The 25,241-nt window shown below is 58.4% G+C and carries 23 protein-coding genes and 2 tRNA genes; 21 read left to right on the top strand and 4 right to left on the bottom strand.

Features of this window, described 5'->3' with window-relative positions:
* Positions 1 to 9: 9 nt before the first annotated feature.
* The gene (gene cgtA, locus CRO23_RS21775) at positions 10 to 1,182 is read left to right on the top strand and encodes an Obg family GTPase CgtA (RefSeq protein ID WP_004933553.1); all 1,173 of its coding nucleotides are present in this window, start codon (positions 10 to 12) and stop codon (positions 1,180 to 1,182) included.
* Positions 1,183 to 1,218: 36 nt separating this feature from the next.
* Here cgtA and pmrB read toward each other — a convergent pair whose 3' ends face one another.
* From pmrB to dacB, 3 genes are read right to left on the bottom strand one after another with little or no spacing between them, the layout of a single operon-like run.
* Positions 1,219 to 2,280 (bottom strand): two-component system sensor histidine kinase PmrB, encoded by a 1,062-nt coding sequence (gene pmrB, locus CRO23_RS21770; RefSeq protein WP_097102914.1) that lies wholly within the window; start codon positions 2,278 to 2,280, stop codon positions 1,219 to 1,221.
* Complete coding sequence (pmrA, locus tag CRO23_RS21765; protein ID WP_004933545.1) at positions 2,277 to 2,939, bottom strand: two-component system response regulator PmrA; 663 nt, start codon at positions 2,937 to 2,939, stop codon at positions 2,277 to 2,279. Before pmrA ends, pmrB begins: the two co-directional genes overlap by 4 nt.
* Positions 2,940 to 2,947: 8 nt before the next feature.
* Entirely contained in the window at positions 2,948 to 4,381 is a 1,434-nt protein-coding gene (gene dacB / locus CRO23_RS21760) for a serine-type D-Ala-D-Ala carboxypeptidase (protein WP_028127573.1), read from the bottom strand.
* A 256-nt stretch (positions 4,382 to 4,637) separates the two neighbouring features.
* Here dacB and greA point away from each other — a divergent pair, with 256 nt between their 5' ends.
* Complete coding sequence (gene greA, locus CRO23_RS21755; RefSeq protein WP_004933539.1) at positions 4,638 to 5,114, top strand: transcription elongation factor GreA; 477 nt, start codon at positions 4,638 to 4,640, stop codon at positions 5,112 to 5,114.
* A gap of 112 nt (positions 5,115 to 5,226) precedes the next feature.
* Here the strand turns inward: greA and yhbY are convergent, their stop codons facing one another.
* The gene (yhbY, locus tag CRO23_RS21750; RefSeq protein WP_004933536.1) at positions 5,227 to 5,520 is read right to left on the bottom strand and encodes a ribosome assembly RNA-binding protein YhbY; all 294 of its coding nucleotides are present in this window, start codon (positions 5,518 to 5,520) and stop codon (positions 5,227 to 5,229) included.
* A gap of 143 nt (positions 5,521 to 5,663) precedes the next feature.
* Here yhbY and rlmE point away from each other — a divergent pair, with 143 nt between their 5' ends.
* The 19 genes from rlmE to yedF all read left to right on the top strand — a co-directional run bounded on the left by rlmE (position 5,664) and on the right by yedF (position 25,221).
* Positions 5,664 to 6,293, top strand: a complete 630-nt coding sequence (gene rlmE, locus CRO23_RS21745) for a 23S rRNA (uridine(2552)-2'-O)-methyltransferase RlmE (protein ID WP_004933533.1) — start codon at positions 5,664 to 5,666, stop codon at positions 6,291 to 6,293.
* 56 nt (positions 6,294 to 6,349) lie between these two features.
* Positions 6,350 to 8,281: an ATP-dependent zinc metalloprotease FtsH gene (gene ftsH / locus CRO23_RS21740; RefSeq protein WP_004933529.1), complete on the top strand. Its 1,932-nt coding sequence runs from the start codon at positions 6,350 to 6,352 to the stop codon at positions 8,279 to 8,281.
* 90 nt (positions 8,282 to 8,371) lie between these two features.
* Positions 8,372 to 9,208: a dihydropteroate synthase gene (gene folP, locus CRO23_RS21735; RefSeq protein WP_079449998.1), complete on the top strand. Its 837-nt coding sequence runs from the start codon at positions 8,372 to 8,374 to the stop codon at positions 9,206 to 9,208.
* 4 nt (positions 9,209 to 9,212) lie between these two features.
* Positions 9,213 to 10,550, top strand: a complete 1,338-nt coding sequence (glmM, locus tag CRO23_RS21730) for a phosphoglucosamine mutase (RefSeq protein ID WP_097102912.1) — start codon at positions 9,213 to 9,215, stop codon at positions 10,548 to 10,550.
* A 220-nt stretch (positions 10,551 to 10,770) separates the two neighbouring features.
* Positions 10,771 to 11,106 carry a preprotein translocase subunit SecG gene (gene secG / locus CRO23_RS21725; protein WP_004933519.1) on the top strand — a complete coding sequence of 112 codons (336 nt, stop codon included), beginning with the start codon at positions 10,771 to 10,773 and terminating at the stop codon, positions 11,104 to 11,106.
* Positions 11,107 to 11,174: 68 nt separating this feature from the next.
* Positions 11,175 to 11,261 (top strand) — tRNA-Leu (locus CRO23_RS21720).
* Between the two features lie 60 nt (positions 11,262 to 11,321).
* Positions 11,322 to 11,398, top strand: a tRNA-Met gene (locus tag CRO23_RS21715).
* A 217-nt stretch (positions 11,399 to 11,615) separates the two neighbouring features.
* Positions 11,616 to 12,068 carry a ribosome maturation factor RimP gene (gene rimP, locus CRO23_RS21710; RefSeq protein WP_028127574.1) on the top strand — a complete coding sequence of 151 codons (453 nt, stop codon included), beginning with the start codon at positions 11,616 to 11,618 and terminating at the stop codon, positions 12,066 to 12,068.
* 21 nt (positions 12,069 to 12,089) lie between these two features.
* Positions 12,090 to 13,598 carry a transcription termination factor NusA gene (nusA, locus tag CRO23_RS21705; RefSeq protein WP_004933514.1) on the top strand — a complete coding sequence of 503 codons (1,509 nt, stop codon included), beginning with the start codon at positions 12,090 to 12,092 and terminating at the stop codon, positions 13,596 to 13,598.
* A gap of 23 nt (positions 13,599 to 13,621) precedes the next feature.
* The gene (gene infB / locus CRO23_RS21700; protein ID WP_004933511.1) at positions 13,622 to 16,309 is read left to right on the top strand and encodes a translation initiation factor IF-2; all 2,688 of its coding nucleotides are present in this window, start codon (positions 13,622 to 13,624) and stop codon (positions 16,307 to 16,309) included.
* A gap of 70 nt (positions 16,310 to 16,379) precedes the next feature.
* Positions 16,380 to 16,790: a 30S ribosome-binding factor RbfA gene (gene rbfA / locus CRO23_RS21695; RefSeq protein WP_004933508.1), complete on the top strand. Its 411-nt coding sequence runs from the start codon at positions 16,380 to 16,382 to the stop codon at positions 16,788 to 16,790.
* Positions 16,790 to 17,734, top strand: a complete 945-nt coding sequence (gene truB, locus CRO23_RS21690; RefSeq protein WP_097102910.1) for a tRNA pseudouridine(55) synthase TruB — start codon at positions 16,790 to 16,792, stop codon at positions 17,732 to 17,734. The genes rbfA and truB overlap by 1 nt, the downstream gene beginning before the upstream one ends.
* A 124-nt stretch (positions 17,735 to 17,858) precedes the next feature.
* The gene (gene rpsO / locus CRO23_RS21685) at positions 17,859 to 18,128 is read left to right on the top strand and encodes a 30S ribosomal protein S15 (RefSeq protein WP_004933502.1); all 270 of its coding nucleotides are present in this window, start codon (positions 17,859 to 17,861) and stop codon (positions 18,126 to 18,128) included.
* A 256-nt stretch (positions 18,129 to 18,384) separates the two neighbouring features.
* Positions 18,385 to 20,502: a polyribonucleotide nucleotidyltransferase gene (pnp, locus tag CRO23_RS21680; RefSeq protein ID WP_016929321.1), complete on the top strand. Its 2,118-nt coding sequence runs from the start codon at positions 18,385 to 18,387 to the stop codon at positions 20,500 to 20,502.
* Positions 20,503 to 20,630: 128 nt separating this feature from the next.
* Positions 20,631 to 21,515: a lipoprotein NlpI gene (gene nlpI / locus CRO23_RS21675; RefSeq protein ID WP_004933495.1), complete on the top strand. Its 885-nt coding sequence runs from the start codon at positions 20,631 to 20,633 to the stop codon at positions 21,513 to 21,515.
* A 116-nt stretch (positions 21,516 to 21,631) separates the two neighbouring features.
* Positions 21,632 to 21,712, top strand: coding sequence for a protein YrbN (yrbN, locus tag CRO23_RS25380; protein WP_099032700.1), 81 nt, complete (start codon positions 21,632 to 21,634; stop codon positions 21,710 to 21,712).
* Entirely contained in the window at positions 21,702 to 23,624 is a 1,923-nt protein-coding gene (locus CRO23_RS21670; RefSeq protein WP_004933492.1) for a DEAD/DEAH family ATP-dependent RNA helicase, read from the top strand. The genes yrbN and CRO23_RS21670 overlap by 11 nt, the downstream gene beginning before the upstream one ends.
* A 146-nt stretch (positions 23,625 to 23,770) precedes the next feature.
* Positions 23,771 to 24,985, top strand: a complete 1,215-nt coding sequence (gene yedE, locus CRO23_RS21665; RefSeq protein ID WP_097102908.1) for a selenium metabolism membrane protein YedE/FdhT — start codon at positions 23,771 to 23,773, stop codon at positions 24,983 to 24,985.
* Positions 24,982 to 25,221 carry a sulfurtransferase-like selenium metabolism protein YedF gene (gene yedF, locus CRO23_RS21660; protein WP_004933486.1) on the top strand — a complete coding sequence of 80 codons (240 nt, stop codon included), beginning with the start codon at positions 24,982 to 24,984 and terminating at the stop codon, positions 25,219 to 25,221. The genes yedE and yedF overlap by 4 nt, the downstream gene beginning before the upstream one ends.
* The last annotated feature ends 20 nt before the right edge of the window (positions 25,222 to 25,241 follow it).

The raw sequence follows: 25,241 nt of genomic DNA, 5'->3' as shown, positions 1-25,241 counted from the left end.
AGACGGTAAATGAAGTTTGTAGATGAAGCAGCGATTCTGGTCGTTGCAGGCGACGGCGGCAACGGGTGCGTCAGCTTCCGCCGCGAAAAATATATCCCGAATGGTGGGCCTGACGGCGGTGACGGCGGCGACGGCGGCGACGTCTACCTGCTGGCGGACGAGAACCTTAACACCCTGATCGACTACCGCTTTGAGAAGTCTTTCCGCGCTGAGCGCGGCCAGAATGGCCAGAGCCGCGATTGTACCGGCAAACGCGGTAAAGACGTCATCATTAAGGTGCCGGTCGGCACGCGCGTGAAGGATCAGGGCACCGGCGAGATCCTCGGCGACATGACCCGCCACGAGCAGAAGCTGATGGTCGCCAAAGGCGGCTGGCACGGTCTGGGCAACACCCGTTTCAAATCTTCGGTCAACCGCGCGCCGCGTCAGAAGACGCTGGGTACCGCCGGCGAAGCGCGTGACCTGTTGCTGGAGCTGTTGCTGCTGGCCGATGTGGGCATGCTGGGGCTGCCGAACGCCGGCAAATCGACCTTCATCCGCGCGGTGTCCGCCGCCAAGCCGAAGGTGGCCGATTATCCGTTCACCACGCTGGTGCCGAGCCTGGGCGTGGTGCGCATGGACCACGAGCAGAGCTTTGTGGTCGCCGACATTCCGGGGCTGATCGAGGGCGCCTCGGAAGGCGCCGGCCTGGGTATTCGTTTCCTGAAACACCTGGAGCGTTGCCGCGTGCTGCTGCACCTGGTGGACATCGCGCCGATCGACGAATCCGATCCGGTGGAAAACGCCAAAGTCATTATCAACGAGTTGAACCAATACAGCGAAAATCTGGCGCAGAAGCCGCGCTGGCTGGTGTTCAACAAAATTGATGTGATTGGTGAGGAAGAAGCCGCCGAACGCGCCAAGGCGATTGTGGAAGGCATGGGCTGGGAAGGGAAGTACTACATGATCTCCGCCGCCAACCGCGAAGGCGTCAATGCGCTGTGCTGGGACGTGATGAACTTCATCAACACCCAGCCGAAAGCGATGGCGATCGAAGAAAGCGCACCGGAAAAAGTCGAATTCATGTGGGATGACTACCACCGCGAGCAAATCGCGGAAGTGGAAGCCGAAGCGGAAGATGACTGGGATGACGACTGGGACGAAGACGACGACGAAGGCGTCGAAATCATTTACCAGAAGTAATTCGGTGATAAAGGGCTCAGCAACGCTGGGCCCTTGTTATTTGAGCGCCTTTTCCGGCAGCCAGCACTGGGCATTCAGGCCGCGCGCATCGCGGCGGTTTTCCAGCGTCAAACGCCCCTGGTGCAGTTGCGCGATGCGGATCACGATATTCAGGCCCAGTCCGCTGCCGCCGTAGCGTTGATCCATGCGGCGAAACGCCTGCGTCAGTTCCCCGACCATCTCTTCCTTGATTCCCGGGCCATCGTCGATGACCTGCAGCAGATAGCCGTTGTCTTGCGGCGTTAACCGCACCTGTATCGCGCCGCCTTCCGGGCCGTAACGGTGGGCGTTTTCGACCAGGTTGCGCAGCAGCAGCCGCAGCAGCACCGGATCGCCGTTCACGGTGGCAGCAGCCGGCAATTGCCAGCCCAGCGTCTGCCCGCGTTGGGCGCTCATTTCGTCGAGCTCTTCACGCAGCGGCTGGATCACATCGGCCACCCAATCGAAATGCTGATAATGGCCGCTGGCGAAGTCTTGCCCGGCGCGCGACAGCATCAGCAACTGCTCGACGGTGTGCATCAGCTGATCGATGCGGGCGATCAGCGCCTGGCTGCCCTTGACGCCCTGCTTTTCCATCAGTTCCAGGTGCAGGCGGATGCCGGCCAGCGGCGTGCGCAGCTCGTGGGCGGCGTCGGCAGTGAACAGGCGTTCCTGTTGAATGGTGTTATCCAGCCGTGAAAACAGCTGATTGAGTGCATTGGTGACCGCCACCATTTCCTGACTGTCGCTGGTGATTGGCAGCGGCGTCAGGTTATCGGCAGAGCGTTTTTCCAGCCGTTGCTGCAATTGGTTGAGTGGGCGGATGATCCAACTGATGGCCCAAAACGACGCCAACAGCGTGACGATCATCATGATCAGCGAAGGCGCCAACAGCGACGCGATGGCCTCGGCGATCTCGGTATCGACGCGTTCGGTACGCACTTTGGCGGACAGGGTTTCGTCCACCAGGAAGCTGATCTGTTCCTGGCTTTCGTGCCACAGCCAGAAGGCGCTGATGAGTTGCGTGACCAGCAGGATCAGCGCCAGCATCAGCAGCAGGCGGCGGCGCATGCTGATCATGACGAGGGTTCCAGGCGGTAGCCGATGCCGCGCACGGTGCGGATGCGATCCTTGCCCAGTTTGCGGCGCAGGTTGTGGATATGCACTTCCAGGGTGTTGGACCCTAAATCGTCTTGCCAGGTGTAGAGATCCTGCTGCAGGAGTTCGCGGTTGACCGTCTGCCCGGCACGCATGATCAGGCGCGCCAGAATGGCGAACTCTTTCGGCGTGACCTCCACCGGCTGCTGTTGCAGATAGACCTGCTGGCTGGAGAGATTCAACTGCAGGTCATCCACCTGCATCAGATTGTCGCTGTGACCCTGGTAGCGCCGCAGGAGGGCGCGCACGCGCGCCTGCAGCTCAACCAGCGCGAAGGGTTTGACCAGGTAGTCGTCGGCGCCGGCGTCCAGCCCATCGACGCGGTCTTCCAGGGCGTCGCGGGCGGTCAGGATCAGCACCGGCAGATCGATCTGTTGGCGGCGCCACTGCCGCAGCAGCGCGGCGCCGTCCATGTCCGGCAGACCGAGATCCAGGATCACCATGCTGTATTGGCTGGTGATGAGCAGGCTGCTGGCTTCCGCCGCTGTGGCGGCGCAGTCGCACACGTAGCCTTCGCCGGTCAGCGCCAGCGCCAACCCTTGTTGCAGCAGTTCATCATCTTCAACGACCAGCAGCTTCATGGCGATCCTCAGTTGTTTTGGTAAATATCCCGATACAGGCGACTTTCGAAACGCACCAGCGGCGCGCGGCGCTGTTTCTGATCTTCCGGCGGCACGGCGTAGCCGGAGAGATACTGCACGAAGGCCATGCGCTGGCCGCTGGCGGTAGTGATGAAGCCCGCCAGGTTGTAGACGCCCTGCAGCGCGCCGGTCTTGGCCGACACCTTGCCGTCTACGCCGGCCTCATGCAGGCCGCCGCGGTAGCGCAGGGTGCCGTCATAGCCGGACAGCGGCAGCATCGAGATAAAGTTCAGCTCGTTGTCGTGCTGCGCGATGTACTGCAGCGCCTGCATCATGGTCGCCGGGGCCAGCAGGTTGTGGCGCGACAGGCCGGAACCGTCGGCGATGATGGTGTTGCCCAGATCGATGCCTGCCTTCTGGCGCAGCACCTGGCGTACCGCATCGGAACCTGCTCGCCAGGTGCCCGGCACGCCGAAGCGCTCGTGGCCGATCGTGCGGAAGACGGTATCGGCAATCATGTTGTCCGATTTCTTCAGCATGATTTTCAACAGATCGTGCAGCGGCGCCGACTGGGTTTGCGCGATCACCGTGCCGGTGATGCCGGGGCGCGTTTGGCGTTTCAAATGCCCGTCGATCTGGATATCGGCCTGCGTCAGCTCGTCTTTCAGTATGGCGCCCGCATAGCTGGCACCGTCCTGGATGGCGAAGGCCAACGGCAGCGGTTCGCTGCGCTGCGTCAGGCAGCCGGTCAGGGTAAAGCGGTTTAGCTCGCCCGGCACCACGTCCAGTTCGCAGTATTGCGCGTCTGCGGATCCGCGCGCCAGGGTGCGCACCTGGCTAAACATATTGACCGGATAATAGGAGGCGACGCGGATAAACGCCATGTCGCCCGGGTTCGGCGCGCTGTACAGCGAGACCGAGAAACAGTTGCGATCGACGATGGCGGCGGCCGGCGGCGCGCTGAAGCACTGCGTCAGATCGTTCCACGGCCAACCAGGCGCCTTGTCATGGCTGGCGAAGACCGAGGTATCGACCAGCACGTCGCCGCTGATTTGGCGCACGCCCTGCTTCTTCAGGACGGCCACCATATTGCGCAGGCTCTGACGTTTGAAGGTCGGATCGCCGCTGAAGCGGGCGATCAGGTTGCCGCGCAGCACGCCGTCGCGGATATCGCCCTGGCTCTCCAGCGTGGTGGTGAAACGGTAATCGGGCCCGAGTTGCAGCAATGCCGCCAGCGCCGTCAGCACTTTTTGGGTGCTGGCCGGCAGCGCCATCTGCTGAGAGTGATAATCGATCGTCGGCGCACCGGCACCGATCTTCTGAACGACCAGGGCAAGGTTGGCCCCATCAGGCAGATATTGTGTGTACTCTTCAACCGGGGCCGCATTCGCATTCAGAACAAATGCGCAAGCCAATGCACTGACAATTCGTGAAAAACGCATAATCTCGGGATAACAGCTGGATAACGTGCCGTCATACTACGGTGCAATCAGGGAAAAAGTAAACGATGACCCTCAAGGAACTCTAGGCTAAAATGCGTATCAAAATGCAAAACCGATCTTGGCTTGGGCCCCGTTCCGAGTCAGGTTTCTTTTGTTTGTCGCCTGGAGGCGGGGGGCGGAATGCCAACCGTGTTTTCATACGAATACGTCAGGATGACGGTTATTTGAACAGGAAAGATTTAGAGGTATTTATACGATGAACCAAATTCCGATGACCTTGTTTGGCGCTGAAAAACTGCGCGAAGAGCTCGAATATCTGAAAAGCGTGCGCCGCCCGAAAATCATTGCGGATATCGCTGAAGCGCGTGAACACGGCGACTTGAAAGAAAATGCCGAGTACCATGCCGCCCGCGAACAGCAGGGTTTCTGCGAAGGCCGCATTCAGGAGATCGAAGCCAAGCTGTCCAATGCGCAGGTGATCGATATCACCAAGATGCCGAACACCGGTCGGGTGATCTTCGGCGCCACCGTATCGGTGATGAATCTGGACAGCGAAGAAGAAGTGACTTACCGCATCGTTGGCGACGATGAGGCCGATTTCAAGAAAAATCTGATTTCGGTAAACTCGCCGATGGCGCGCGGCCTGATCGGCAAAGAGCAAGACGATGTGGTGGTGATCAAAACCCCTGGCGGCGACGTGGAATACGAGATCCTGAAGGTCGAGTATCTCTGATCGGGACCGTTGGTCATTAATGCGCCAACGTTTTGTAAAGATAGGAAAAAGGCCGCAAGCGGCCTTTTATCTTGGTCAGGCGCATGGCACCTTTTCGTTAACCTGATGGTTATTAACGCGGTAGACTGATCTTGCGCTCTTTCGACGGGCGGTAAAGAATAAGTGTACTGCCGATAACTTGCACATTGCAGGCGCCCGTTTCACGCACGATAGCGTCGGCGATCAGGGTCTTGGTTTCGCGATCTTCAGCGGCGATTTTTACCTTGATCAGCTCATGATGCTCCAGAGCCTGTTCAATTTCAGCCAGCACCCCTTCGGTAAGACCGTTATTGCCCAGCATCACCACCGGTTTTAACGGATGCGCCAGGCCTTTCAGGTGCTGTTTTTGTTTATTATTCAGATTCATTGTCTTTTTTGCTTAAGTTGGGATTGAAAACGGTACATTCTACCGCCATCTCATGTATATCACCAAATCGGTCTTCACCGGTGTGAGTCTACGTGAGCAGCGACCCTGACATAAGACTCTTTTTATGATAGTTGGAAAACGAGATGGCTAATAAAAAGCGTTCGGCTAGCTCCAGTCGCTGGTTACAAGAACACTTTAGCGATAAATATGTACAGCAGGCGCAGAAAAAGGGACTGCGTTCCCGTGCCTGGTTTAAACTTGATGAAATACAGCAGAGCGACAAACTGTTCAAACCGGGCATGACCGTGGTTGACCTGGGCGCCGCACCGGGCGGCTGGTCGCAGTATGTGGTCACCCAAATCGGCGGTACCGGGCGCATCATCGCCTGTGATATTTTGCCAATGGATCCTATCGTTGGCGTCGATTTCCTTCAGGGCGATTTTCGTGATGAACTGGTGCTGAAGGCGCTGTTGGAACGAGTAGGCGAGAGTAAGGTTCAGGTGGTCATGTCCGATATGGCCCCGAATATGAGTGGCACCCCGGCGGTCGACATTCCAAGGTCGATGTATCTGGTGGAGTTGGCGCTGGATATGTGTCGTGATGTCCTCGCACCAGGCGGAAGTTTCCTGGTGAAGGTGTTCCAGGGAGATGGCTTTGACGAGTACCTACGGGAAATTCGCTCCCTGTTTACGAAGGTTAAGATTCGTAAGCCAGACGCTTCCCGCGCCCGTTCGCGCGAAGTGTACATTGTAGCGACAGGGCGCAAACTGTAGTACCCTAACGCTGTTTGTTAACACAGTTGTAAGATGAGGTTAATCCCTTGAGTGACATGGCGAAAAACCTAATTCTCTGGTTAGTCATCGCGGTAGTGTTGATGTCTGTATTCCAGAGCTTTGGGCCCAGCGAGTCGAATGGCCGTAGGGTGGATTACTCTACCTTCATGTCCGAACTGACCCAGGACCAGGTTCGCGAAGCGCGAATCAACGGACGTGAAATTAACGTTACCAAGAAAGACAGTAACAAATACACGACCTACATCCCTGTCAACGATCCCAAGTTGCTGGATACGTTGTTAACGAAGAATGTGAAAGTTGTCGGCGAGCCGCCTGAAGAGCCGAGCCTGCTGGCTTCTATCTTTATCTCCTGGTTCCCGATGCTGTTGCTGATCGGGGTCTGGATCTTCTTTATGCGGCAAATGCAGGGCGGCGGCGGCAAGGGCGCGATGTCCTTCGGCAAGAGCAAGGCCCGCATGCTGACGGAAGACCAGATCAAGACCACTTTCGCCGATGTCGCCGGTTGTGACGAAGCGAAAGAAGAGGTGAGCGAACTGGTGGAATACCTGCGCGAGCCGAGCCGTTTCCAGAAATTGGGCGGCAAGATCCCGAAAGGCGTGCTGATGGTCGGCCCGCCGGGGACCGGTAAAACGCTGTTGGCGAAAGCGATCGCCGGCGAAGCGAAGGTGCCGTTCTTCACCATTTCCGGTTCCGACTTCGTTGAAATGTTCGTCGGCGTGGGGGCATCCCGCGTGCGTGACATGTTTGAACAAGCGAAGAAAGCCGCGCCGTGCATCATCTTCATCGATGAAATCGACGCCGTCGGCCGCCAGCGTGGCGCCGGCCTGGGTGGCGGTCACGATGAGCGCGAGCAGACCCTGAACCAGATGCTGGTTGAGATGGACGGTTTCGAAGGCAACGAGGGCATCATCGTCATCGCGGCCACCAACCGTCCGGACGTGCTTGACCCCGCGCTGCTGCGCCCGGGCCGTTTCGACCGTCAGGTCGTGGTCGGGCTGCCGGATGTGCGTGGCCGTGAGCAGATCCTGAAGGTGCACATGCGCCGCGTGCCGTTGGCTGCCGACATCGACGCCTCCGTCATTGCGCGCGGTACGCCGGGCTTCTCCGGTGCCGACCTGGCCAACTTGGTCAACGAAGCGGCGCTGTTCGCCGCCCGCGGCAACAAGCGCGTGGTGTCGATGGTGGAGTTCGAGAAAGCCAAAGACAAGATCATGATGGGTGCGGAACGTCGCTCCATGGTGATGACCGAAGCGCAGAAAGAGTCGACCGCGTATCACGAAGCGGGCCACGCCATCATCGGCCGCCTGGTTCCTGAACACGATCCGGTACACAAAGTGACCATCATTCCTCGTGGCCGTGCGCTTGGCGTGACCTTCTTCCTGCCGGAAGGGGATGCGATCAGCGCCAGCCGTCAGAAGCTGGAGAGCCAAATCTCCACCCTGTACGGCGGCCGTCTGGCGGAAGAGATCATCTACGGGCCGGAAAAAGTCTCTACCGGTGCGTCGAACGACATCAAAGTGGCGACCTCCATCGCCCGCAACATGGTGACCCAATGGGGCTTCTCCGAGAAGCTGGGGCCGCTGCTGTATGCGGAAGAAGAGGGTGAAGTGTTCCTGGGCCGCTCCGTGGCCAAGGCGAAGCACATGTCGGATGAAACCGCGCGTATCATCGACCAGGAAGTGAAGTCGCTGATCGAACGTAACTACACGCGTGCTCGCTCGCTGCTGATGGAAAACATGGACATCCTGCACTCGATGAAGGATGCGCTGATGAAGTATGAAACCATCGATGCGCCGCAGATCGACGATCTGATGAACCGCAAAGACGTGCGTCCGCCGGCGGGCTGGGACGATGCGAACAAAGGCAACAGCTCCGACAACGGTGGCACCCCGAAAGCCCCGACGCCGGTAGATGAGCCGCGCACCCCAACGCCGGGCAACACCATGTCCGAACAGCTCGACAAGTAAGAACGGCTGTGTAATAACATCAAACCCCGGTACGCCGGGGTTTTTTTTGCCCGGCGGGCAGTGAACCAGGCAACAGTAAGGTGAAACAACATGCAGTTAACCGTGCGCGACATGACGCTCAACCTCTCTCATCCACAGGTGATGGGCATCCTCAACGTGACGCCGGATTCGTTTTCCGACGGCGGTCGCCACAACACGCTGAATCAGGCGTTGCTGCACGCGCATGCGCTGATTTCGGCCGGCGCTACGATGATTGATATCGGCGGCGAGTCGACAAGGCCGGGGGCGGCGGAGGTGAGTGAAGAGGAAGAATTGGAACGGGTCGTGCCGGTGGTGGAAGCGCTGGCGCGGCGTTTCGAAGTCTTCATCTCGGTCGATACCTCGAAAGCGGGCGTGATCCGCGAATCGGCGCACGCCGGCGCGCATCTGATCAACGACATTCGTTCGCTGCAGGAGCCGGGTGCCCTGGCGGCGGCGGCGGAAAGCGGCCTGCCGGTCTGCCTGATGCACATGCAGGGGCAGCCGCGTACCATGCAACAGGCACCGCACTACGACGATCTGATCGCCGACGTTCAGGCGTTTTTCGAACACCATATCCAGCGCTGTAACGAGGCAGGGATAACAAATCAGAAATTGCTGCTCGACCCAGGCTTCGGTTTCGGTAAAAATTTGGCGCACAACTATCAGCTTCTGGCCCGGTTGTCGGAGTTTCATCGTTTTGGTTTGCCGCTGTTGGTCGGCATGTCGCGCAAATCGATGATTGGACAACTGTTGAACGTACCGCCGGATCAACGGGTTATCGGCAGCGTGGCCTGCGCGGTGATCGCGGCGATGCAGGGTGCGCAGATTGTCAGAGTGCATGACGTTAAAGAAACCGTCGAGGCGATGCGTGTCGTCGAGGCAACACTTTCAGCTAAGGGACAGTAGAAACATGAGCGAGCGCAAATATTTTGGCACCGACGGCATCCGTGGCAAGGTCGGGGACAGCCCCATCACGCCGGACTTCGTGCTGAAGCTGGGCTGGGCGGCCGGCAAGGTGCTGGCGCGTCACGGTTCCCGCAAGATCATCATCGGAAAGGATACGCGCATCTCCGGCTATATGCTGGAGTCCGCGCTGGAAGCCGGCCTGGCGGCCGCCGGATTGTCCGCGTCCTTCACCGGGCCGATGCCCACGCCGGCGGTGGCTTATTTGACGCGTACCTTCCGGGCTGAAGCGGGCATTGTCATTTCCGCTTCGCATAACCCGTTCTATGACAACGGCATCAAGTTTTTCTCGATCGACGGCGCCAAGCTGCCGGACAATGTCGAAGAAGCGATCGAGGCCGAAATGGAAAAACCGCTGACCTGCGTGGAGTCCGCGGAGTTGGGTAAAGCCAGCCGCATCATCGACGCCGCCGGTCGCTATATCGAATTCTGCAAAGGCACCTTCCCGAGCGAGCTGAGTCTGAAAGGGCTGAAAATCGTGGTCGACTGCGCCAACGGCGCGACTTACCACATCGCGCCGAGCGTGCTGCGCGAGCTGGGCGCCACGGTGATCGCCATCGGCGTTGAGCCGGACGGCATGAACATCAACGAGAAATGCGGCGCTACCGATGTGCGTCAGCTGCAGGAGCGCGTGCTGCAGGAAAAAGCGCACGTTGGCCTGGCGTTCGACGGCGACGGCGACCGCGTGATGATGGTGGATCACCTGGGCAACAAGGTGGACGGCGATCAGATCCTGTACATCATCGCCCGCGAAGGCCTGCGTCAGGGGCAGCTGCGCGGTGGCGCGGTCGGCACCCTGATGAGCAATATGGGGCTGGAACTGGCGCTGAAACAGCTGGGCATTCCGTTCGCTCGCGCCAAAGTGGGCGACCGTTACGTGCTGGAGAAGTTGCAGGAGTTGGGCTGGCGCATCGGTGCGGAAAACTCCGGCCATGTGATCCTGCTGGACAAAACCACCACCGGCGATGGCATCGTGGCCGGGTTGCAGGTGCTGACCGCCATGGTGCGCAACCACATGAGCCTGCATGACCTGTGCAGCGGCATGAAGCTGTTGCCGCAGATCCTGGTCAACGTGCGTTTCGCCGGCGATCACAATCCGCTGGAATCTGAAGCGGTGTGCAAGGTCACCGAACAGGTGGAAGCCGAGCTGGCCGGCCGCGGCCGGGTGCTGCTGCGTAAATCGGGCACCGAGCCGCTGATCCGCGTGATGGTGGAGGGCGAGGACGAGCAGCAGGTGACCGCGCTGGCACATCGCATCGCCGACGCGGTGAAATCCGCAGGTTAAAACAGACAGTTAGCCACCGGGCTTGGCATCGCTGAGCCCGAATAGACGATTGTTGGCGTTTTTTTCCGCAAACGCGCCGGCGGCTGCAAATTGCCCTTGCGCGGGTTGGCGGCTTTGGTTAGTATTCACACCCGCTTCAGTAGGCAGTTTATAAACATGCCTGCTTGATGAGTGTGAAGCATTTGGCATGCGGTGAGGCCGCAAGGATACGGGTACTACTATGTACGAAGCTCTTCTGGTAATTTTCCTGCTGATTTCAATCGGGCTGGTTGCTCTGATTATGTTGCAGCAAGGTAAAGGCGCTGATATGGGAGCCTCTTTCGGAGCAGGTGCATCAGGCACGTTGTTCGGTTCGAGTGGTTCCGGTAACTTTATGACCCGCATGACTGCTGTATTGGCGACGCTGTTCTTCGTCATCAGCCTGATTTTGGGCAACCTCAGCAGCAACCAAAGCAAGAAAGGCAGCGAGTGGGAAAATCTGGGTCAGCCGGTGAAAACTGAGCAGACAACCGCGCCGGCAGCACCTGCCAAGCCGAGCAGCGATATCCCGCAGTAAGCCGTAAAAGTTTGTAAACGGTGGTTGTGAACTCGAAAGAACAACGGCCGTTAGCAGTAAGAATCAGTACCGAGGTGGTGGAATTGGTAGACACGCTACCTTGAGGTGGTAGTGCCCTAACGGGCTTGTGGGTTCGAGTCCCATCCTCGGTACCAAATCCCAGAGATAACTTGCAATTTTGCGATTATCGGCGTAGTATTTGCCACGTTTTCGGACGCGGGGTGGAGCAGCCTGGTAGCTCGTCGGGCTCATAACCCGAAGGTCGTCGGTTCAAATCCGGCCCCCGCAACCACTTTCCTTTAAGTGTTTATTTTCAAATACACTTTTCGATTGAAATCCGCTTTTCTCGATCATCATTTGAAAATGACACTTGCTCGAAAGTTGTACCGAGGCCGCCTAGCGGCAAACAGGGTCCAGTTGCATAAAGCCCCGATTTTTCGGGGTTTTTTGTTATTTGGCAACAGAATCACTGGGCTATTTAGCCCTTTTTTTATGTCTTGGGGGTGGGCTTGTCCACATTAGAGCAACAGTTAACAGAGATGCTTTCGGCACCGGTAGAAGCGTTGGGCTTTGAGCTTGTAGGCATCGAATTCATTCGTGCGCGCCAATCGACGCTCCGCATCTATATTGATAGTGATAACGGCATCAATGTTGATGATTGCGCTGATGTCAGCCACCAGGTCAGCGCTGTATTGGACGTCGAAGATCCAATCACGGTCGCTTACAACTTGGAAGTCTCCTCTCCTGGCCTTGATCGCCCGATGTTCACCGCAGAGCATTATACGCGTTTCCTCGGTGAAGAAGTCAGCCTGGTCCTGCGCATGGCGGTACAGAACCGTCGCAAGTGGCAGGGTATTATCAAGTCTGTCGAAGGCGAGATGATCACGGTTACTGTGGAAGGGAAAGATGAAGTGTTCGCGCTGAGCAATATCCAGAAAGCGAACCTGGTACCCCACTTTTAAAGTTTGGAAGAGGCAACTAGGATGAACAAAGAGATTCTGGCTGTTGTTGAAGCAGTTTCCAATGAAAAATCCCTTCCGCGCGAGAAGATTTTCGAAGCGCTGGAAACTGCATTAGCCACCGCAACCAAGAAAAAATACGAGCAGGAAATCGACGTGCGCGTCAGCATTGACCGCAGAACCGGCGATTTCGATACCTTCCGCCGTTGGGTCGCCGTAGACGAAGTGACGCAGCCAACGCGTGAAATCACGCTGGAAGCCGCTCAGTTTGAAGATCCGAGCATCGAGCTCGGCGGCTACGTCGAAGATCAGATCGAATCCGTGACCTTCGACCGCATCACCACCCAAACCGCCAAGCAGGTTATCGTGCAGAAAGTGCGCGAGGCCGAGCGCGCGATGGTGGTCGACGCTTTCCGTGAACACGAAGGTGAGATCGTCACCGGCGTGGTGAAGAAAGTGAACCGTGACAGCATCGCGCTGGATCTGGGCAACAACGCCGAAGCGGTGATTGGCCGTGAAGACATGCTGCCGCGCGAAAACTTCCGTCCGGGCGACCGCATTCGTGGCGTACTGTACGCCGTGCGTCCTGAAGCCCGCGGCGCGCAGCTGTTCGTCAGCCGTTCCAGCCCGGAAATGCTGAAAGAACTGTTCCGCATCGAAGTGCCGGAAATCGGCGAAGAAGTGATTGAAATTAAAGCGGCAGCCCGCGATCCTGGCTCCCGTGCGAAAATTGCAGTGAAAACCAACGACAAGCGCATCGACCCGGTCGGCGCCTGCGTAGGTATGCGCGGTGCGCGCGTTCAGGCCGTGTCGAGCGAGCTCGGCGGCGAACGCATCGACATCATTCTGTGGGATGATAACCCAGCGCAATTCGTCATCAACGCCATGGCGCCGGCCGACGTCGCGTCGATCGTGGTAGATGAAGATAACTGCACCATGGATATCGCCGTTGAAGCCAGCAACCTGGCACAGGCGATCGGCCGTAACGGCCAAAACGTGCGTTTGGCTTCCCAGTTGCTGAAACAACACCGCGGCGACGATCGTTGGGAACTGAACGTGATGACGGCGGACGACCTGCAGGCCAAGCACCAGGCCGAGGCTCATGCCGCTATTGATACCTTCACCAAGTATCTTGATATCGACGAAGATTTCGCCACCGTACTGGTTGAAGAAGGCTTCTCCACGCTGGAAGAGCTGGCCTACGTGCCGATCAAAGAGCTGTTGGAAATCGACGGTCTGGATGAAGATACGGTTGAAGCATTGCGCGAACGCGCCAAAGCTGCATTGACCACGCTGGCCCTGGCACAAGAAGAAAGCCTGGGCGACAACAAACCGGCCGACGATTTGCTCAACCTGCCGGGTCTTGAGCGCAGCATGGCCTTTAAACTGGCCGCGCGTGGGGTTTGTACGCTGGAAGATCTTGCCGAGCAGGGTGTTGACGATCTGGCTGATATTGAAGGGCTTAGCGACGAGCAAGCCGGCGAGCTGATCATGGCTGCGCGCAATATCTGTTGGTTTGGCGACAACGCGTAATAACTGTAGCAGGAAGGAACAGCATGACGACAGATGTAACCGTAAAATCGCTGGCAGCAGAGATTCAGACTCCGGTTGATCGCCTGGTACAGCAGTTTGCTGATGCAGGGATCAACAAGTCCGAGTCGGACTCTGTTACCCAGCAAGAAAAAGAAACATTGCTGGCGCACCTGAACCGTGAACACGGCAGCGCGCCGGGTAAACTCACTTTGCAGCGCAAAACGCGCAGCACCTTGAATATCCCGAGCACCGGCGGTAAAAGTAAATCGGTGCAAATTGAGGTCCGCAAGAAACGCACTTATGTAAATCGCGATACGCAGGAAGCCCAGTTGGCTGAAGCGGCAGAGCAGGCACAGCGTGAAGCGGAAGAGCAGGCACGGCGCGAAGCGGAAGAGCTCGCAAAACGCGAAGCGGAAGCGAAGCGCGCAGCCGAAGAGCAAGCCAAACGTGAGGCCGCGGAGATTGCTAAGCGTAATTCAGCGGAAAAAGAAAAAGTGACCAATCAACATACCGACGAAATGACCAAGCCAGCTCAGGCGGAAAAAGCACGCCGTGAAGCCGAAGCCGCTGAACTGAAACGCAAAGCGGAAGAGGAAGTGCGCCGCAAGGTTGAAGAGGAAGCCAAGCGCGTGGCGGAAGAAGCCCGTCGCATGGCCGAAGAGAACGGCGAGAAGTGGGCCCAGGCAGACGCGGCAAGCGCCGCGGTTGAAAGCGCCGACTATCACGTGACCACCTCTCAGCACGCCCGTGCCGCAGAAGATGAAAACGACGCCAAAGTTGAAGGCGATCGTCGCAGCCGCACCCGCGGCGGCAAAGCGACCAAGCAGAAGAAAGGCAACAAGCTGTCCGAATCCAAAGCGGATCGCGAAGAAGCGCGCGCCGTTACCCGTGGCGGTAAAGGCAAACGCAAGCCTAGCGCTCTGCAGCAGGGCTTCAACAAGCCGGCGCAGGTGGTTAACCGCGACGTGGTGATCGGCGAAACCATCACCGTGGCCGAGTTGGCCAACAAGATGGCGGTAAAAGGTTCCCAGGTCATCAAAGTGATGATGAAGCTGGGCGCCATGGCCACCATCAACCAGGTTATCGACCAGGAAACCGCGCAGCTGGTTGCCGAAGAGATGGGCCACAAAGTTATCCTGCGTCGTGAAAACGAGCTGGAAGAAGCGCTGATGAGCGACCGTGATACGGGCGCTGCGGCCGAGCCGCGCGCGCCGGTCGTGACCATCATGGGCCACGTTGACCACGGTAAAACCTCTCTGCTGGACTACATTCGCTCCACCAAAGTGGCGGCGGGCGAAGCCGGCGGCATTACCCAGCACATCGGCGCCTACCACGTAGAAACCGAGAACGGCATGATCACCTTCCTGGATACCCCGGGCCACGCCGCGTTTACCTCGATGCGTGCTCGCGGTGCTCAGGCGACTGACATCGTGGTTCTGGTGGTGGCGGCTGATGACGGCGTGATGCCACAGACTATCGAAGCTATCCAGCACGCGAAAGCGGCGCAGGTGCCGTTGGTGGTTGCGGTGAACAAAATCGACAAGCCGGAAGCCGATCCGGACCGCGTTAAGCAAGAACTGTCTCAGTACGGCGTGATGCCGGAAGAGTGGGGCGGCGAAGCGCAGTTCGTCCACGTGTCCGCGAAAGCCGGTACCGGTATCGACGAGCTGCTGCAGGCTATCCTGCTGCAGGCCGAAGTTCTGGAACTGAAAGCGGTACGCAGCGGCATGGCGAGCGGCGTGGTGATCGAGTCCTTCCTGGATAAAGGCCGTGGCCCGGTTGCCACCGTGCTGGTTCAGGAAGGTACGCTGAACAAGGGCGACATCGTCCTGTGTGGCTTCGAATACGGCCGTGTGCGTGCGATGCGCGACGAGCTGGGCCGTGAAGTGACCTCCGCCGGTCCGTCTATCCCTGTGGAAATCCTGGGTCTGTCCAGCGTGCCTGCAGCGGGTGACGAAGCGACCGTGGTGCGCGACGAGAAGAAAGCGCGTGAAGTGGCGCTGTACCGTCAGGGCAAGTTCCGCGAAGTCAAACTGGCGCGTCAGCAGAAGTCCAAGCTGGAAAACATGTTCGCCAACATGACCGACGGCGAAGTGTCCGAGCTGAACATCGTACTGAAATCCGATGTACAGGGTTCTTGCGAAGCGATCAGCGACTCGCTGCTGAAACTCTCCACCGACGAAGTGAAGGTGAAGATTGTCGGCTCCGGCGTAGGTGGGATCACCGAAACCGACGCGACGCTGGCTGCGGCTTCCAACGCCATCATCCTGGGCTTCAACGTGCGTGCCGACGCTTCTGCGCGCCGCGTAATCGAAGCGGAAAGCCTGGATCTGCGTTACTACTCCGTGATCTATAACCTGATCGACGAAGTGAAGCAGGCGATGAGCGGCATGCTGGCGCCGGAATACAAGCAGCAGATCATCGGCCTGGCCGAAGTGCGCGACGTGTTCAAATCGCCTAAGTTCGGCGCTATCGCCGGCTGTATGGTTACCGAAGGGACCATCAAGCGTCACAACCCAATCCGCGTACTGCGCGACAACGTGGTTATCTATGAAGGCGAGCTGGAATCCCTGCGCCGCTTCAAAGATGACGTTAACGAAGTCCGTAACGGCATGGAATGTGGTATCGGCGTTAAGAACTATAACGACGTGCGCGTCGGCGACATGATCGAAGTGTTCGAAATCATTGAGATCCAACGCACCATCGCTTAACGATTGCACATCTGCTTATATCTGTTTACGGGGGGCCTTTGTGCCCCCCGATTTGTCTGGAGAATCCAAAATGGCAAAAGAATTCAGCCGCGGTCAACGCGTGGCGCAAGAGATGCAGAAAGAGATTGCGATCATTCTGCAGCGTGAAGTGAAAGATCCGCGCGTCGGCATGGCGACCGTTTCCGGCGTGGAAGTCTCCCGTGACCTGGCGTATGCCAAGGTTTACGTCACCTTCCTGAACGTGCTGACCGAGAACCACGATCCGGATCTGGTCACCAACGGCATCAAAGCGTTGCAGGACGCTTCCGGCTATATCCGCACCCTGCTGGGCAAAGCGATGCGCCTGCGCGTGGTGCCGGAGCTGACCTTCGCCTACGACAACTCCCTGGTGGAAGGCATGCGCATGTCCAACCTGGTGACCAACGTGGTGAAGAACGACGCCGAGCGCCGTTCCGCCTCAGGCGATGACAAGGAGGATTAATGAGTCGCCCTCGTCGCCGCGGCCGTGATATCCACGGCGTGCTGTTGCTGGACAAGCCGCAAGGGTTGTCGTCCAACGATGCGCTGCAAAAAGTAAAACGCCTGTACAACGCCAACCGAGCGGGCCATACCGGCGCGCTCGATCCGTTGGCGACCGGCATGCTGCCTATCTGCCTGGGCGAAGCGACCAAGTTTTCGCAATACCTGCTCGATTCCGACAAGCGCTATCGGGTGATCGCCAAGCTGGGGCAGCGTACCGATACTTCCGACGCCGACGGTCAGATCGTGCAGGAACGCCCGGTGAGCTTCACCCAGGCGCAGCTCGACGCGGCGCTGGACACCTTCCGTGGCGACATCCAGCAGGTGCCGTCGATGTATTCGGCGCTGAAATACCAGGGCAAGAAACTCTACGAGTATGCGCGCCAGGGGATTGAAGTGCCGCGAGAAGCGCGCAGCATCACGGTGTACGAGCTGCAGTTTATCCGCTGGGAAGGGGATGAGCTGGAGCTGGAGATCCACTGCTCGAAAGGCACCTACATCCGCACCATCACCGACGATCTCGGCGAGTTGCTGGGCTGCGGCGCGCACGTGATCTATCTGCGCCGCCTGCAGGTGGCGACTTATCCGATCGCGCGCATGGTGACGCTGGAACAGCTGAATGCTTTGCTGGCGCAGGCGCAGGAACAAGCGATCGCGCCCGGCGAGCTGCTCGATCCGCTGCTGATGCCGATGGACAGCCCGGTTGAGAACTATCCGGAAGTGAATTTGCTGCCGGTGGTGGCGGGTTACGTCAAGCAGGGGCAACCGGTGCAAGTGGCCGGCGCGCCGGCTTCCGGTCTGGTGCGCATCACCGAGGGTGAAGAGCGAAAATTCATCGGCGTTGGCGACATCGCCGAGGATGGTCGCGTGGCGCCGCGCCGCCTGGTGGTCGAGCATTTCGACTGACGGCGGGGCACTGCGTCGCCTTGCGATCGCACTGCGCTAAGAGTAGAATGGCGCAGCTTATGCATTGGGTTGCTGAATTAGAGATCGGCGCCTGTTTTTATTATCTATAATCTGGAGTATTACAATGTCTCTAAGTGTTGAAGCTAAAGCTCAAATCGTAGCTGATTTCGGTCGTGGTACTAACGACAGCGGTTCTACCGAAGTTCAGGTTGCCCTGCTGACTGCGCAGATCAACCATCTGCAAGGCCACTTCTCCGAGCACAAAAAAGATCACCACAGCCGTCGTGGTCTGCTGCGTATGGTTTCTCAGCGTCGTAAGCTGCTGGACTACCTGAAGCGTAAAGATGTAGCACGTTACACCAGCCTGATCGAGCGTCTGGGTCTGCGTCGCTAATCTAGCAAGTTTCAGTGGAAAGGGGCCTATTTTGGCCCCTTTCTTCTAGGAAGCATAAGCAAATCAGGTTAATGTATTACTGATGTTTCCAAACAGGTTCTTCCGTTACAGAGGTTCGCGCGGCTAATGAGAGGCTTTATCTCCCGCCTGAGATAAGGATTGTCATTAGTCGCGAGGATGTAGTGAGAAGGCAAATCGAGTCACAGGCGTGTCGAGTCGCCAATGCGATTGCGCGCCGTTAATCAAGGATATAATTTTGCTGACACCGATCATTCGCAAATTCCAGTATGGCCAGCATACCGTCACCATCGAAACCGGTATGATGGCGCGTCAGGCCACCGCCGCCGTTATGGTGAGCATGGATGACACCGCCGTATTCGTTACCGTCGTTGGCCAGAAAAAAGCCAAGCCGGGTCAGAGCTTCTTCCCGCTGACCGTTAACTACCAAGAGCGTACCTACGCCGCCGGCCGCATCCCGGGCAGCTTCTTCCGTCGCGAAGGCCGTCCGAGCGAAGGTGAGACGCTGACTTCCCGTCTGATCGACCGTCCGATCCGTCCACTGTTCCCGGACAGCTTCCTGAACGAAGTTCAGGTGATTGCGACCGTGGTTTCCGTTAACCCACAGGTGAACCCGGACATCGTTGCGATGATCGGTGCTTCCGCGGCCCTGAGCCTGTCCGGTATTCCGTTCAACGGCCCAATCGGTGCCGCGCGCGTAGGTTACATCAACGACCAGTACGTACTGAACCCAACGACTGACGAACTGAAAGAAAGCCGTCTGGATCTGGTGGTTGCCGGTACTGCAGGCGCGGTGCTGATGGTTGAATCCGAAGCGGACGTGCTGAGCGAAGACCAGATGCTGGGCGCCGTGGTGTTCGGCCATGACCAGCAGCAAGTGGTTATCGAAAACATCAACGCGCTGGTTGCCGAAGCGGGCAAACCGAAGTGGGATTGGCAGGCGCCTGCGGTCAACGAAGCGCTGCACGCGCGCGTGGCTGAACTGGCCGAAGCTCGCCTGGGCGACGCTTACCACATCACCGAAAAACAAGAGCGTTACGCTCAGGTTGACGCGATCAAAGACAGCGTTGTTGAAACCCTGCTGGCGCAGGACGAGACGCTGGACGCCGGCGAAATCCAGGACATCCTGGGCACCGTCGAGAAAAACGTGGTGCGCAGCCGCGTACTGCGTGGCGAGCCGCGTATCGACGGCCGTGAAAAAGACATGATCCGTGGCCTGGACGTGCGCACCGGTGTACTGCCGCGCACCCACGGTTCCGCGCTGTTCACCCGTGGCGAAACTCAGGCGCTGGTTACCGCGACCCTGGGCACCGCGCGCGACGCACAGAACCTGGACGAGCTGATGGGCGAGAAGACCGACAGCTTCCTGTTCCACTACAACTTCCCTCCGTACTCCGTAGGCGAAACCGGCATGGTCGGTTCTCCTAAGCGTCGTGAAATCGGTCACGGTCGCCTGGCGAAACGCGGCGTATTGGCTATGATGCCTAAACCGGAAGATTTCCCGTACACGGTTCGCGTGGTGTCTGAAATCACCGAATCCAACGGTTCTTCTTCCATGGCTTCCGTGTGCGGCGCGTCTCTGGCGCTGATGGACGCCGGTGTGCCAATCAAGGCTGCCGTTGCGGGCATCGCGATGGGCCTGGTGAAAGAAGCCGACAACTATGTGGTTCTGTCCGACATTCTGGGTGACGAAGATCACCTGGGCGACATGGACTTCAAAGTGGCCGGTAGCCGCGACGGTATCACCGCGCTGCAGATGGACATCAAAATCGAAGGCATCACCCGCGAAATCATGCAGGTGGCTCTGAACCAGGCCAAGGGCGCGCGTCTGCACATCCTGGGCGTGATGGAACAGGCTATCAGCACTCCGCGCGGCGATATCTCCGAATTCGCACCGCGCATTCATACTATCCGCATCAACCCGGATAAAATCAAAGACGTGATCGGTAAGGGCGGTTCCGTTATCCGCGCGCTGACCGAAGAGACTGGCACTACCATCGAAATCGAAGATGATGGTACAGTTAAAATCGCTGCGACCGACGGTGAGAAAGCGAAATTCGCTATCCGTCGCATCGAAGAGATCACGGCAGAGATCGAAGTGGGCCGTATCTATCAGGGTAAAGTGACCCGTATCGTTGATTTCGGCGCATTCGTCGCTATCGGCGGTGGTAAAGAAGGCCTGGTGCACATTTCTCAGATCGCCGACAAGCGCGTTGAGAAAGTGACCGACTATCTGCAGATGGGTCAGGAAGTGCCGGTTAAGGTACTGGAAGTTGACCGTCAGGGCCGCGTGCGTCTGAGCATCAAAGAAGCGATGGCGCCGGAAGCGGGTTCACCTGCGCCTGAAGCAGAATAACTGTATAGATAGTTTTACAGCTCCCCGCCACGGGGTTGGGAGCTGTTCGTATCGCGCGGGTAGGATGCCCGCGTTTTAGCAAACGGAGGACAGGACGTTCATCCAATGTTTGTCTTCGGGAGTGGGAAATGAAGCCTTTCTTGCGCTGGTGTTACGTTGCGACAGCACTCATGCTGGCAGGATGCAGCAACCATGATTGGCGTAAAGACGAAGTTTTGGCAATCCCGTTGCAGCCAACGTTGCAGCAGGAAGTGATCCTGGCGCGCATGGAACAAATTCTTGCCAGCCGGGCACTGACGGATGACGAACGCGCACAGCTTTTATATGAGCGCGGTGTGCTGTATGATAGCCTCGGGTTACGTGCATTAGCGCGCAATGATTTCTCGCAGGCGCTGGCGATACGTCCCGACATGCCGGAAGTTTTCAACTACCTGGGCATTTACTTAACGCAGGCAGGCAATTTTGATGCTGCCTATGAAGCGTTTGATTCTGTACTAGAGCTTGATCCAACTTACAATTACGCGCGTTTAAACCGGGGCATCGCACTGTATTATGGCGGCCGCTTCCCGTTGGCGCAGGATGATCTGCAGGCGTTTTATCAAGACGACCCAAACGATCCCTTCCGTTCGTTATGGCTGTATCTGGTGGAGAGAGAAATCGATCCCAAGAAGGCCGAGGTAGCGCTTCAGCAGCGCTATGACAAAGCGGACAGAGGGCAATGGGGATGGAATATTGTCGAATTCTACCTGGGCAAGATCAGCGAAAAAACGCTGATGGAACGCCTCAAGGCAGATGCAACGGATAACACTTCGCTCGCTGAGCATCTCAGTGAAACTGACTTCTATTTGGGTAAACACTACCTGAGTCTGGGGGACAAGGACACCGCTTCGGCGCTGTTCAAACTGACGGTGTCTAACAACGTTCACAACTTCGTTGAGCACCGCTATGCATTGTTGGAATTGGCGCTTTTGGGCCAAGAGCAAGACGACCTATCGGAATCGGACCAGCAATAGCTGACGAACACCTATCAGCCTGATGGACATTGGTTTTTAACCAAAGTTATCGCCTTCACGGGCGAGGGCTTTTTTGTTCGTTTTATAATCTAATTTGAGCCGGTTCACACTTTTCAATGAAAATGACTGAAAATTTTCTCGACGAGTTATGTAGACTGGCTGCCATTATTAATGAGGCACGTGTACATGACGACTGAGTTTGAAACCTCTTTTGCTGATCTGGGGCTGTCTGCTCCAATCATTTCCGCCCTGAACGATCTGGGCTATGAAAAACCATCTCCGATCCAGGCTGAGTGTATTCCTCACCTGTTGAACGGCCGCGACGTGCTGGGCATGGCGCAGACCGGTAGTGGTAAAACTGCAGCGTTCTCGCTGCCGCTGCTGCACAACCTGCAGGCAGACCTGAAAGCACCTCAGATCCTGGTGCTGGCGCCGACCCGTGAACTGGCGGTTCAGGTTGCCGAAGCGATGACCGATTTCTCCAAACACATGAACGGCGTCAACGTGGTAGCCCTGTACGGCGGCCAGCGTTACGACGTGCAGCTGCGCGCTCTGCGCCAGGGCCCGCAAATCGTTGTGGGTACCCCAGGCCGCCTGCTGGACCACCTGAAGCGCGGCACCCTGAACCTCTCCAACCTGAGCGGTCTGGTGCTGGATGAAGCCGACGAAATGCTGCGCATGGGCTTTATCGAAGACGTAGAAACCATCATGGCTGAGATCCCGGCTGAACATCAGACCGCGCTGTTCTCCGCCACCATGCCGGAAGCGATCCGTCGCATTACCCGCCGCTTCATGAAAGAGCCGCAGGAAGTGCGCATCCAATCCAGCGTGACCACCCGTCCGGACATTAGCCAGAGCTACTGGTCGGTCTACGGCATGCGTAAAAACGAAGCGCTGGTGCGTTTCCTGGAAGCCGAAGACTTTGACGCGGCGATCATCTTCGTCCGTACCAAGAACGCGACCCTGGAAGTGGCCGAAGCGCTGGAGCGCAGCGGTTACAGCAGCGCCGCGCTGAACGGCGACATGAACCAGGCGCTGCGTGAGCAGACTCTGGAGCGTCTGAAAGACGGTCGTCTGGATATCCTGATCGCGACCGACGTTGCGGCCCGTGGCCTGGACGTTGAGCGCATCAGCCTGGTTGTCAACTACGACATCCCGATGGACTCCGAGTCTTACGTTCACCGTATCGGCCGTACCGGTCGTGCGGGCCGCGCCGGCCGCGCGCTGCTGTTCGTGGAAAACCGCGAACGCCGCCTGCTGCGCAATATCGAACGCACCATGAAGCTGACCATCCCTGAAGTGGAACTGCCGAACGCAGAACTGCTGGGCGAGCGTCGTCTGGCCAAGTTCGCCGCGAAAGTTCAACAGCAGCTGGAAAGCAGCGATCTGGACCTGTACCGCGCACTGCTGACCAAACTGCAGCCGGAAGAAGAGCTGGATATGGAAACCCTGGCCGCAGCGCTGCTGAAAATGGCTCAGGGCGAACGTCCGCTGATCCTGCCGCCGGATCCGGTCTTCAAACCGCGTCAGCGCCGCGAGTTCAACGACCGTGACGATCGTCGCGGTGACCGTGGCGATCGCCGCGACAGCCGTGACGGCGATCGTCCGCGTCGCGAACGTCGTGACGTTGGCGAAATGCAGCTGTACCGCATCGAAGTGGGTCGTGACGATGGCGTAGAAGTGCGTCACATCGTTGGCGCTATCGCTAACGAAGGCGACATCAGCAGCCGTTACATCGGTAACATCAAGCTGTTCGCTTCCCACTCCACCATCGAACTGCCAAAAGGCATGCCGGGCGAGATCCTGAATCACTTCACTCGCACTCGCATCCTGAACAAGCCGATGAACATGCAGCTGCTGGGCGATGCACAGCCGTTCGAACGTCGCGAGCGTCGTGACGGTGGCAACGGCGGCGAGCGTCGCGGCAACGGTCGTCCGTTCAACGGCGAACGTCGCGAAGGCGGCCCACGTCGCTCCTTCGGCGAACGTCGTGAAGGCGGTAACGGCGGCGAGCGTCGTGGCGGTAACTACAACCGTGACGGCAAGCCGGCGCCACGCCGTGATGACGGCGCACCGGCGGCACCACGTCGTCGTTTCGGCGACGCGTAATCGCTGATTCGCCGTTCGCGGTGAAGCGCTCTGAAAAACCAGCCTGCGGGCTGGTTTTTTTATGCCTGAAAGTTGCCGTCAAACGCCCCTGAATGGCGTATCATTCATAAGGTTTTTTCTTACGGATGATATGCACGGGAGATGCCATGAGTTGGCAGCAGTTTAAATCTCAATACCTGGTGCGCTTTTGGGCGCCGCTGCCGGCGGTGATCGCCGCCGGGATCCTTTCTACCTACTACTTCGGCATGACCGGCACCTTCTGGGCGGTGACCGGCGAATTCACCCGCTGGGGCGGCCATGTGCTGCAGTGGTTCGGCCTGCACCCCGAGCAATGGGGCTATTTCAAGGTCATCGGCCTGCAGGGCACGCCGCTGGAGCGCATCGACGGGCGCATGATCATCGGCATGTTCGCCGGCTGCATCGCCGCCGCGCTGTGGGCCAACAACATCAAACTGCGTCAGCCGCAGCACCGCATTCGCATCGTGCAGGCGCTGCTGGGCGGCATCATCGCCGGCTTCGGCGCACGCCTGGCGATGGGCTGCAACCTGGCGGCGTTCTTCACCGGCATTCCTCAGTTCTCGTTGCACGCCTGGTTCTTCGCGCTGGCGACCGCCGCCGGTTCTTACTTCGGCGCCAAATTCACGCTGCTGCCGATGTTCCGCATCCCGGTCAAATTGCAAAAGGTGAAGGCCGCCGCGCCGCTGACACAGAAGCCTGAGCAGGCGCGCCGCCGCTTCCAGCTGGGCATGGCCGTCTTCGGCCTGGCGGTGGCCTGGTCGCTGTGGACGCTGTTCGATGCACCGAAGCTTGGCATCGCCATGCTGTTCGGCATCGGTTTTGGCCTGCTGATCGAACGCGCGCAGATCTGCTTCACCTCGGCGTTCCGCGATCTGTGGATCACCGGCCGCACCCACATGGCGAAAGCCATCATCATCGGCATGGCGGTGAGCGCCATCGGCATCTTCAGCTATGTGCAGCTCGGCGTGGCGCCGAAGATCATGTGGGCCGGCCCGAATGCGGTGCTGGGCGGTTTGCTGTTCGGCTTCGGCATCGTGCTGGCCGGCGGCTGCGAGACCGGTTGGATGTACCGTGCGGTGGAAGGGCAGGTGCACTACTGGTGGGTGGGGCTGGGCAACATCATCGGCGCTACGCTGCTGGCCTATTACTGGGACGACCTGGCGCCGGCGCTGGCGACCGATTACGACAAGATCAACCTGCTCGATACCTTCGGCCCGATCGGCGGCCTGCTGGTGACTTACCTGCTGCTGGCGCTGGCCTTCGCCGCCATGCTGTGGTGGGAGAAACGCTTTTTCCGCGCCCGGCCTGAGGCGCAGGTGGTGAATTTGAGGAGCATGCCATGAAAGAGACGACGATAGTGCCGGACTACCGGCTGGACATGCTGGGCGAGCCTTGCCCGTACCCGGCGGTGGCGACGCTGGAGGCGATGCCGCAGCTGAAGCCGGGAGAGATCCTGGAGGTGATCAGCGATTGCCCGCAGTCGATCAACAACATCCCGCTTGATGCGCGCAACCACGGCTACAAGGTGCTGGATATCCAGCAGGACGGGCCGACCATCCGCTATCTGATCCAGCGTTAATGCTAAGGCGGCGGGGTTCC

The sequence above is a fragment of the Serratia sp. JKS296 genome (assembly GCF_900215445.1).
GTDB lineage: Bacteria > Pseudomonadota > Gammaproteobacteria > Enterobacterales > Enterobacteriaceae > Serratia > Serratia marcescens.
Note: the sequence above shows the minus strand (reverse complement) of the source record. Positions and strands in the feature narration are given on the sequence as shown.

Coding starts and splice junctions, on each gene's coding strand:
- cgtA (WP_004933553.1), top strand. CDS start 10: ATGAAGTTTGTAGATGAAGCAGCGATTCTGGTCGTTGCAGGCGACGGC.
- pmrB (WP_097102914.1), bottom strand. CDS start 2,280: ATGATCAGCATGCGCCGCCGCCTGCTGCTGATGCTGGCGCTGATCCTG.
- pmrA (WP_004933545.1), bottom strand. CDS start 2,939: ATGAAGCTGCTGGTCGTTGAAGATGATGAACTGCTGCAACAAGGGTTG.
- dacB (WP_028127573.1), bottom strand. CDS start 4,381: ATGCGTTTTTCACGAATTGTCAGTGCATTGGCTTGCGCATTTGTTCTG.
- greA (WP_004933539.1), top strand. CDS start 4,638: ATGAACCAAATTCCGATGACCTTGTTTGGCGCTGAAAAACTGCGCGAA.
- yhbY (WP_004933536.1), bottom strand. CDS start 5,520: ATGAATCTGAATAATAAACAAAAACAGCACCTGAAAGGCCTGGCGCAT.
- rlmE (WP_004933533.1), top strand. CDS start 5,664: ATGGCTAATAAAAAGCGTTCGGCTAGCTCCAGTCGCTGGTTACAAGAA.
- ftsH (WP_004933529.1), top strand. CDS start 6,350: ATGGCGAAAAACCTAATTCTCTGGTTAGTCATCGCGGTAGTGTTGATG.
- folP (WP_079449998.1), top strand. CDS start 8,372: ATGCAGTTAACCGTGCGCGACATGACGCTCAACCTCTCTCATCCACAG.
- glmM (WP_097102912.1), top strand. CDS start 9,213: ATGAGCGAGCGCAAATATTTTGGCACCGACGGCATCCGTGGCAAGGTC.
- secG (WP_004933519.1), top strand. CDS start 10,771: ATGTACGAAGCTCTTCTGGTAATTTTCCTGCTGATTTCAATCGGGCTG.
- nusA (WP_004933514.1), top strand. CDS start 12,090: ATGAACAAAGAGATTCTGGCTGTTGTTGAAGCAGTTTCCAATGAAAAA.
- infB (WP_004933511.1), top strand. CDS start 13,622: ATGACGACAGATGTAACCGTAAAATCGCTGGCAGCAGAGATTCAGACT.
- rbfA (WP_004933508.1), top strand. CDS start 16,380: ATGGCAAAAGAATTCAGCCGCGGTCAACGCGTGGCGCAAGAGATGCAG.
- truB (WP_097102910.1), top strand. CDS start 16,790: ATGAGTCGCCCTCGTCGCCGCGGCCGTGATATCCACGGCGTGCTGTTG.
- rpsO (WP_004933502.1), top strand. CDS start 17,859: ATGTCTCTAAGTGTTGAAGCTAAAGCTCAAATCGTAGCTGATTTCGGT.
- nlpI (WP_004933495.1), top strand. CDS start 20,631: ATGAAGCCTTTCTTGCGCTGGTGTTACGTTGCGACAGCACTCATGCTG.
- yrbN (WP_099032700.1), top strand. CDS start 21,632: ATGAAAATGACTGAAAATTTTCTCGACGAGTTATGTAGACTGGCTGCC.
- CRO23_RS21670 (WP_004933492.1), top strand. CDS start 21,702: ATGACGACTGAGTTTGAAACCTCTTTTGCTGATCTGGGGCTGTCTGCT.
- yedE (WP_097102908.1), top strand. CDS start 23,771: ATGAGTTGGCAGCAGTTTAAATCTCAATACCTGGTGCGCTTTTGGGCG.
- yedF (WP_004933486.1), top strand. CDS start 24,982: ATGAAAGAGACGACGATAGTGCCGGACTACCGGCTGGACATGCTGGGC.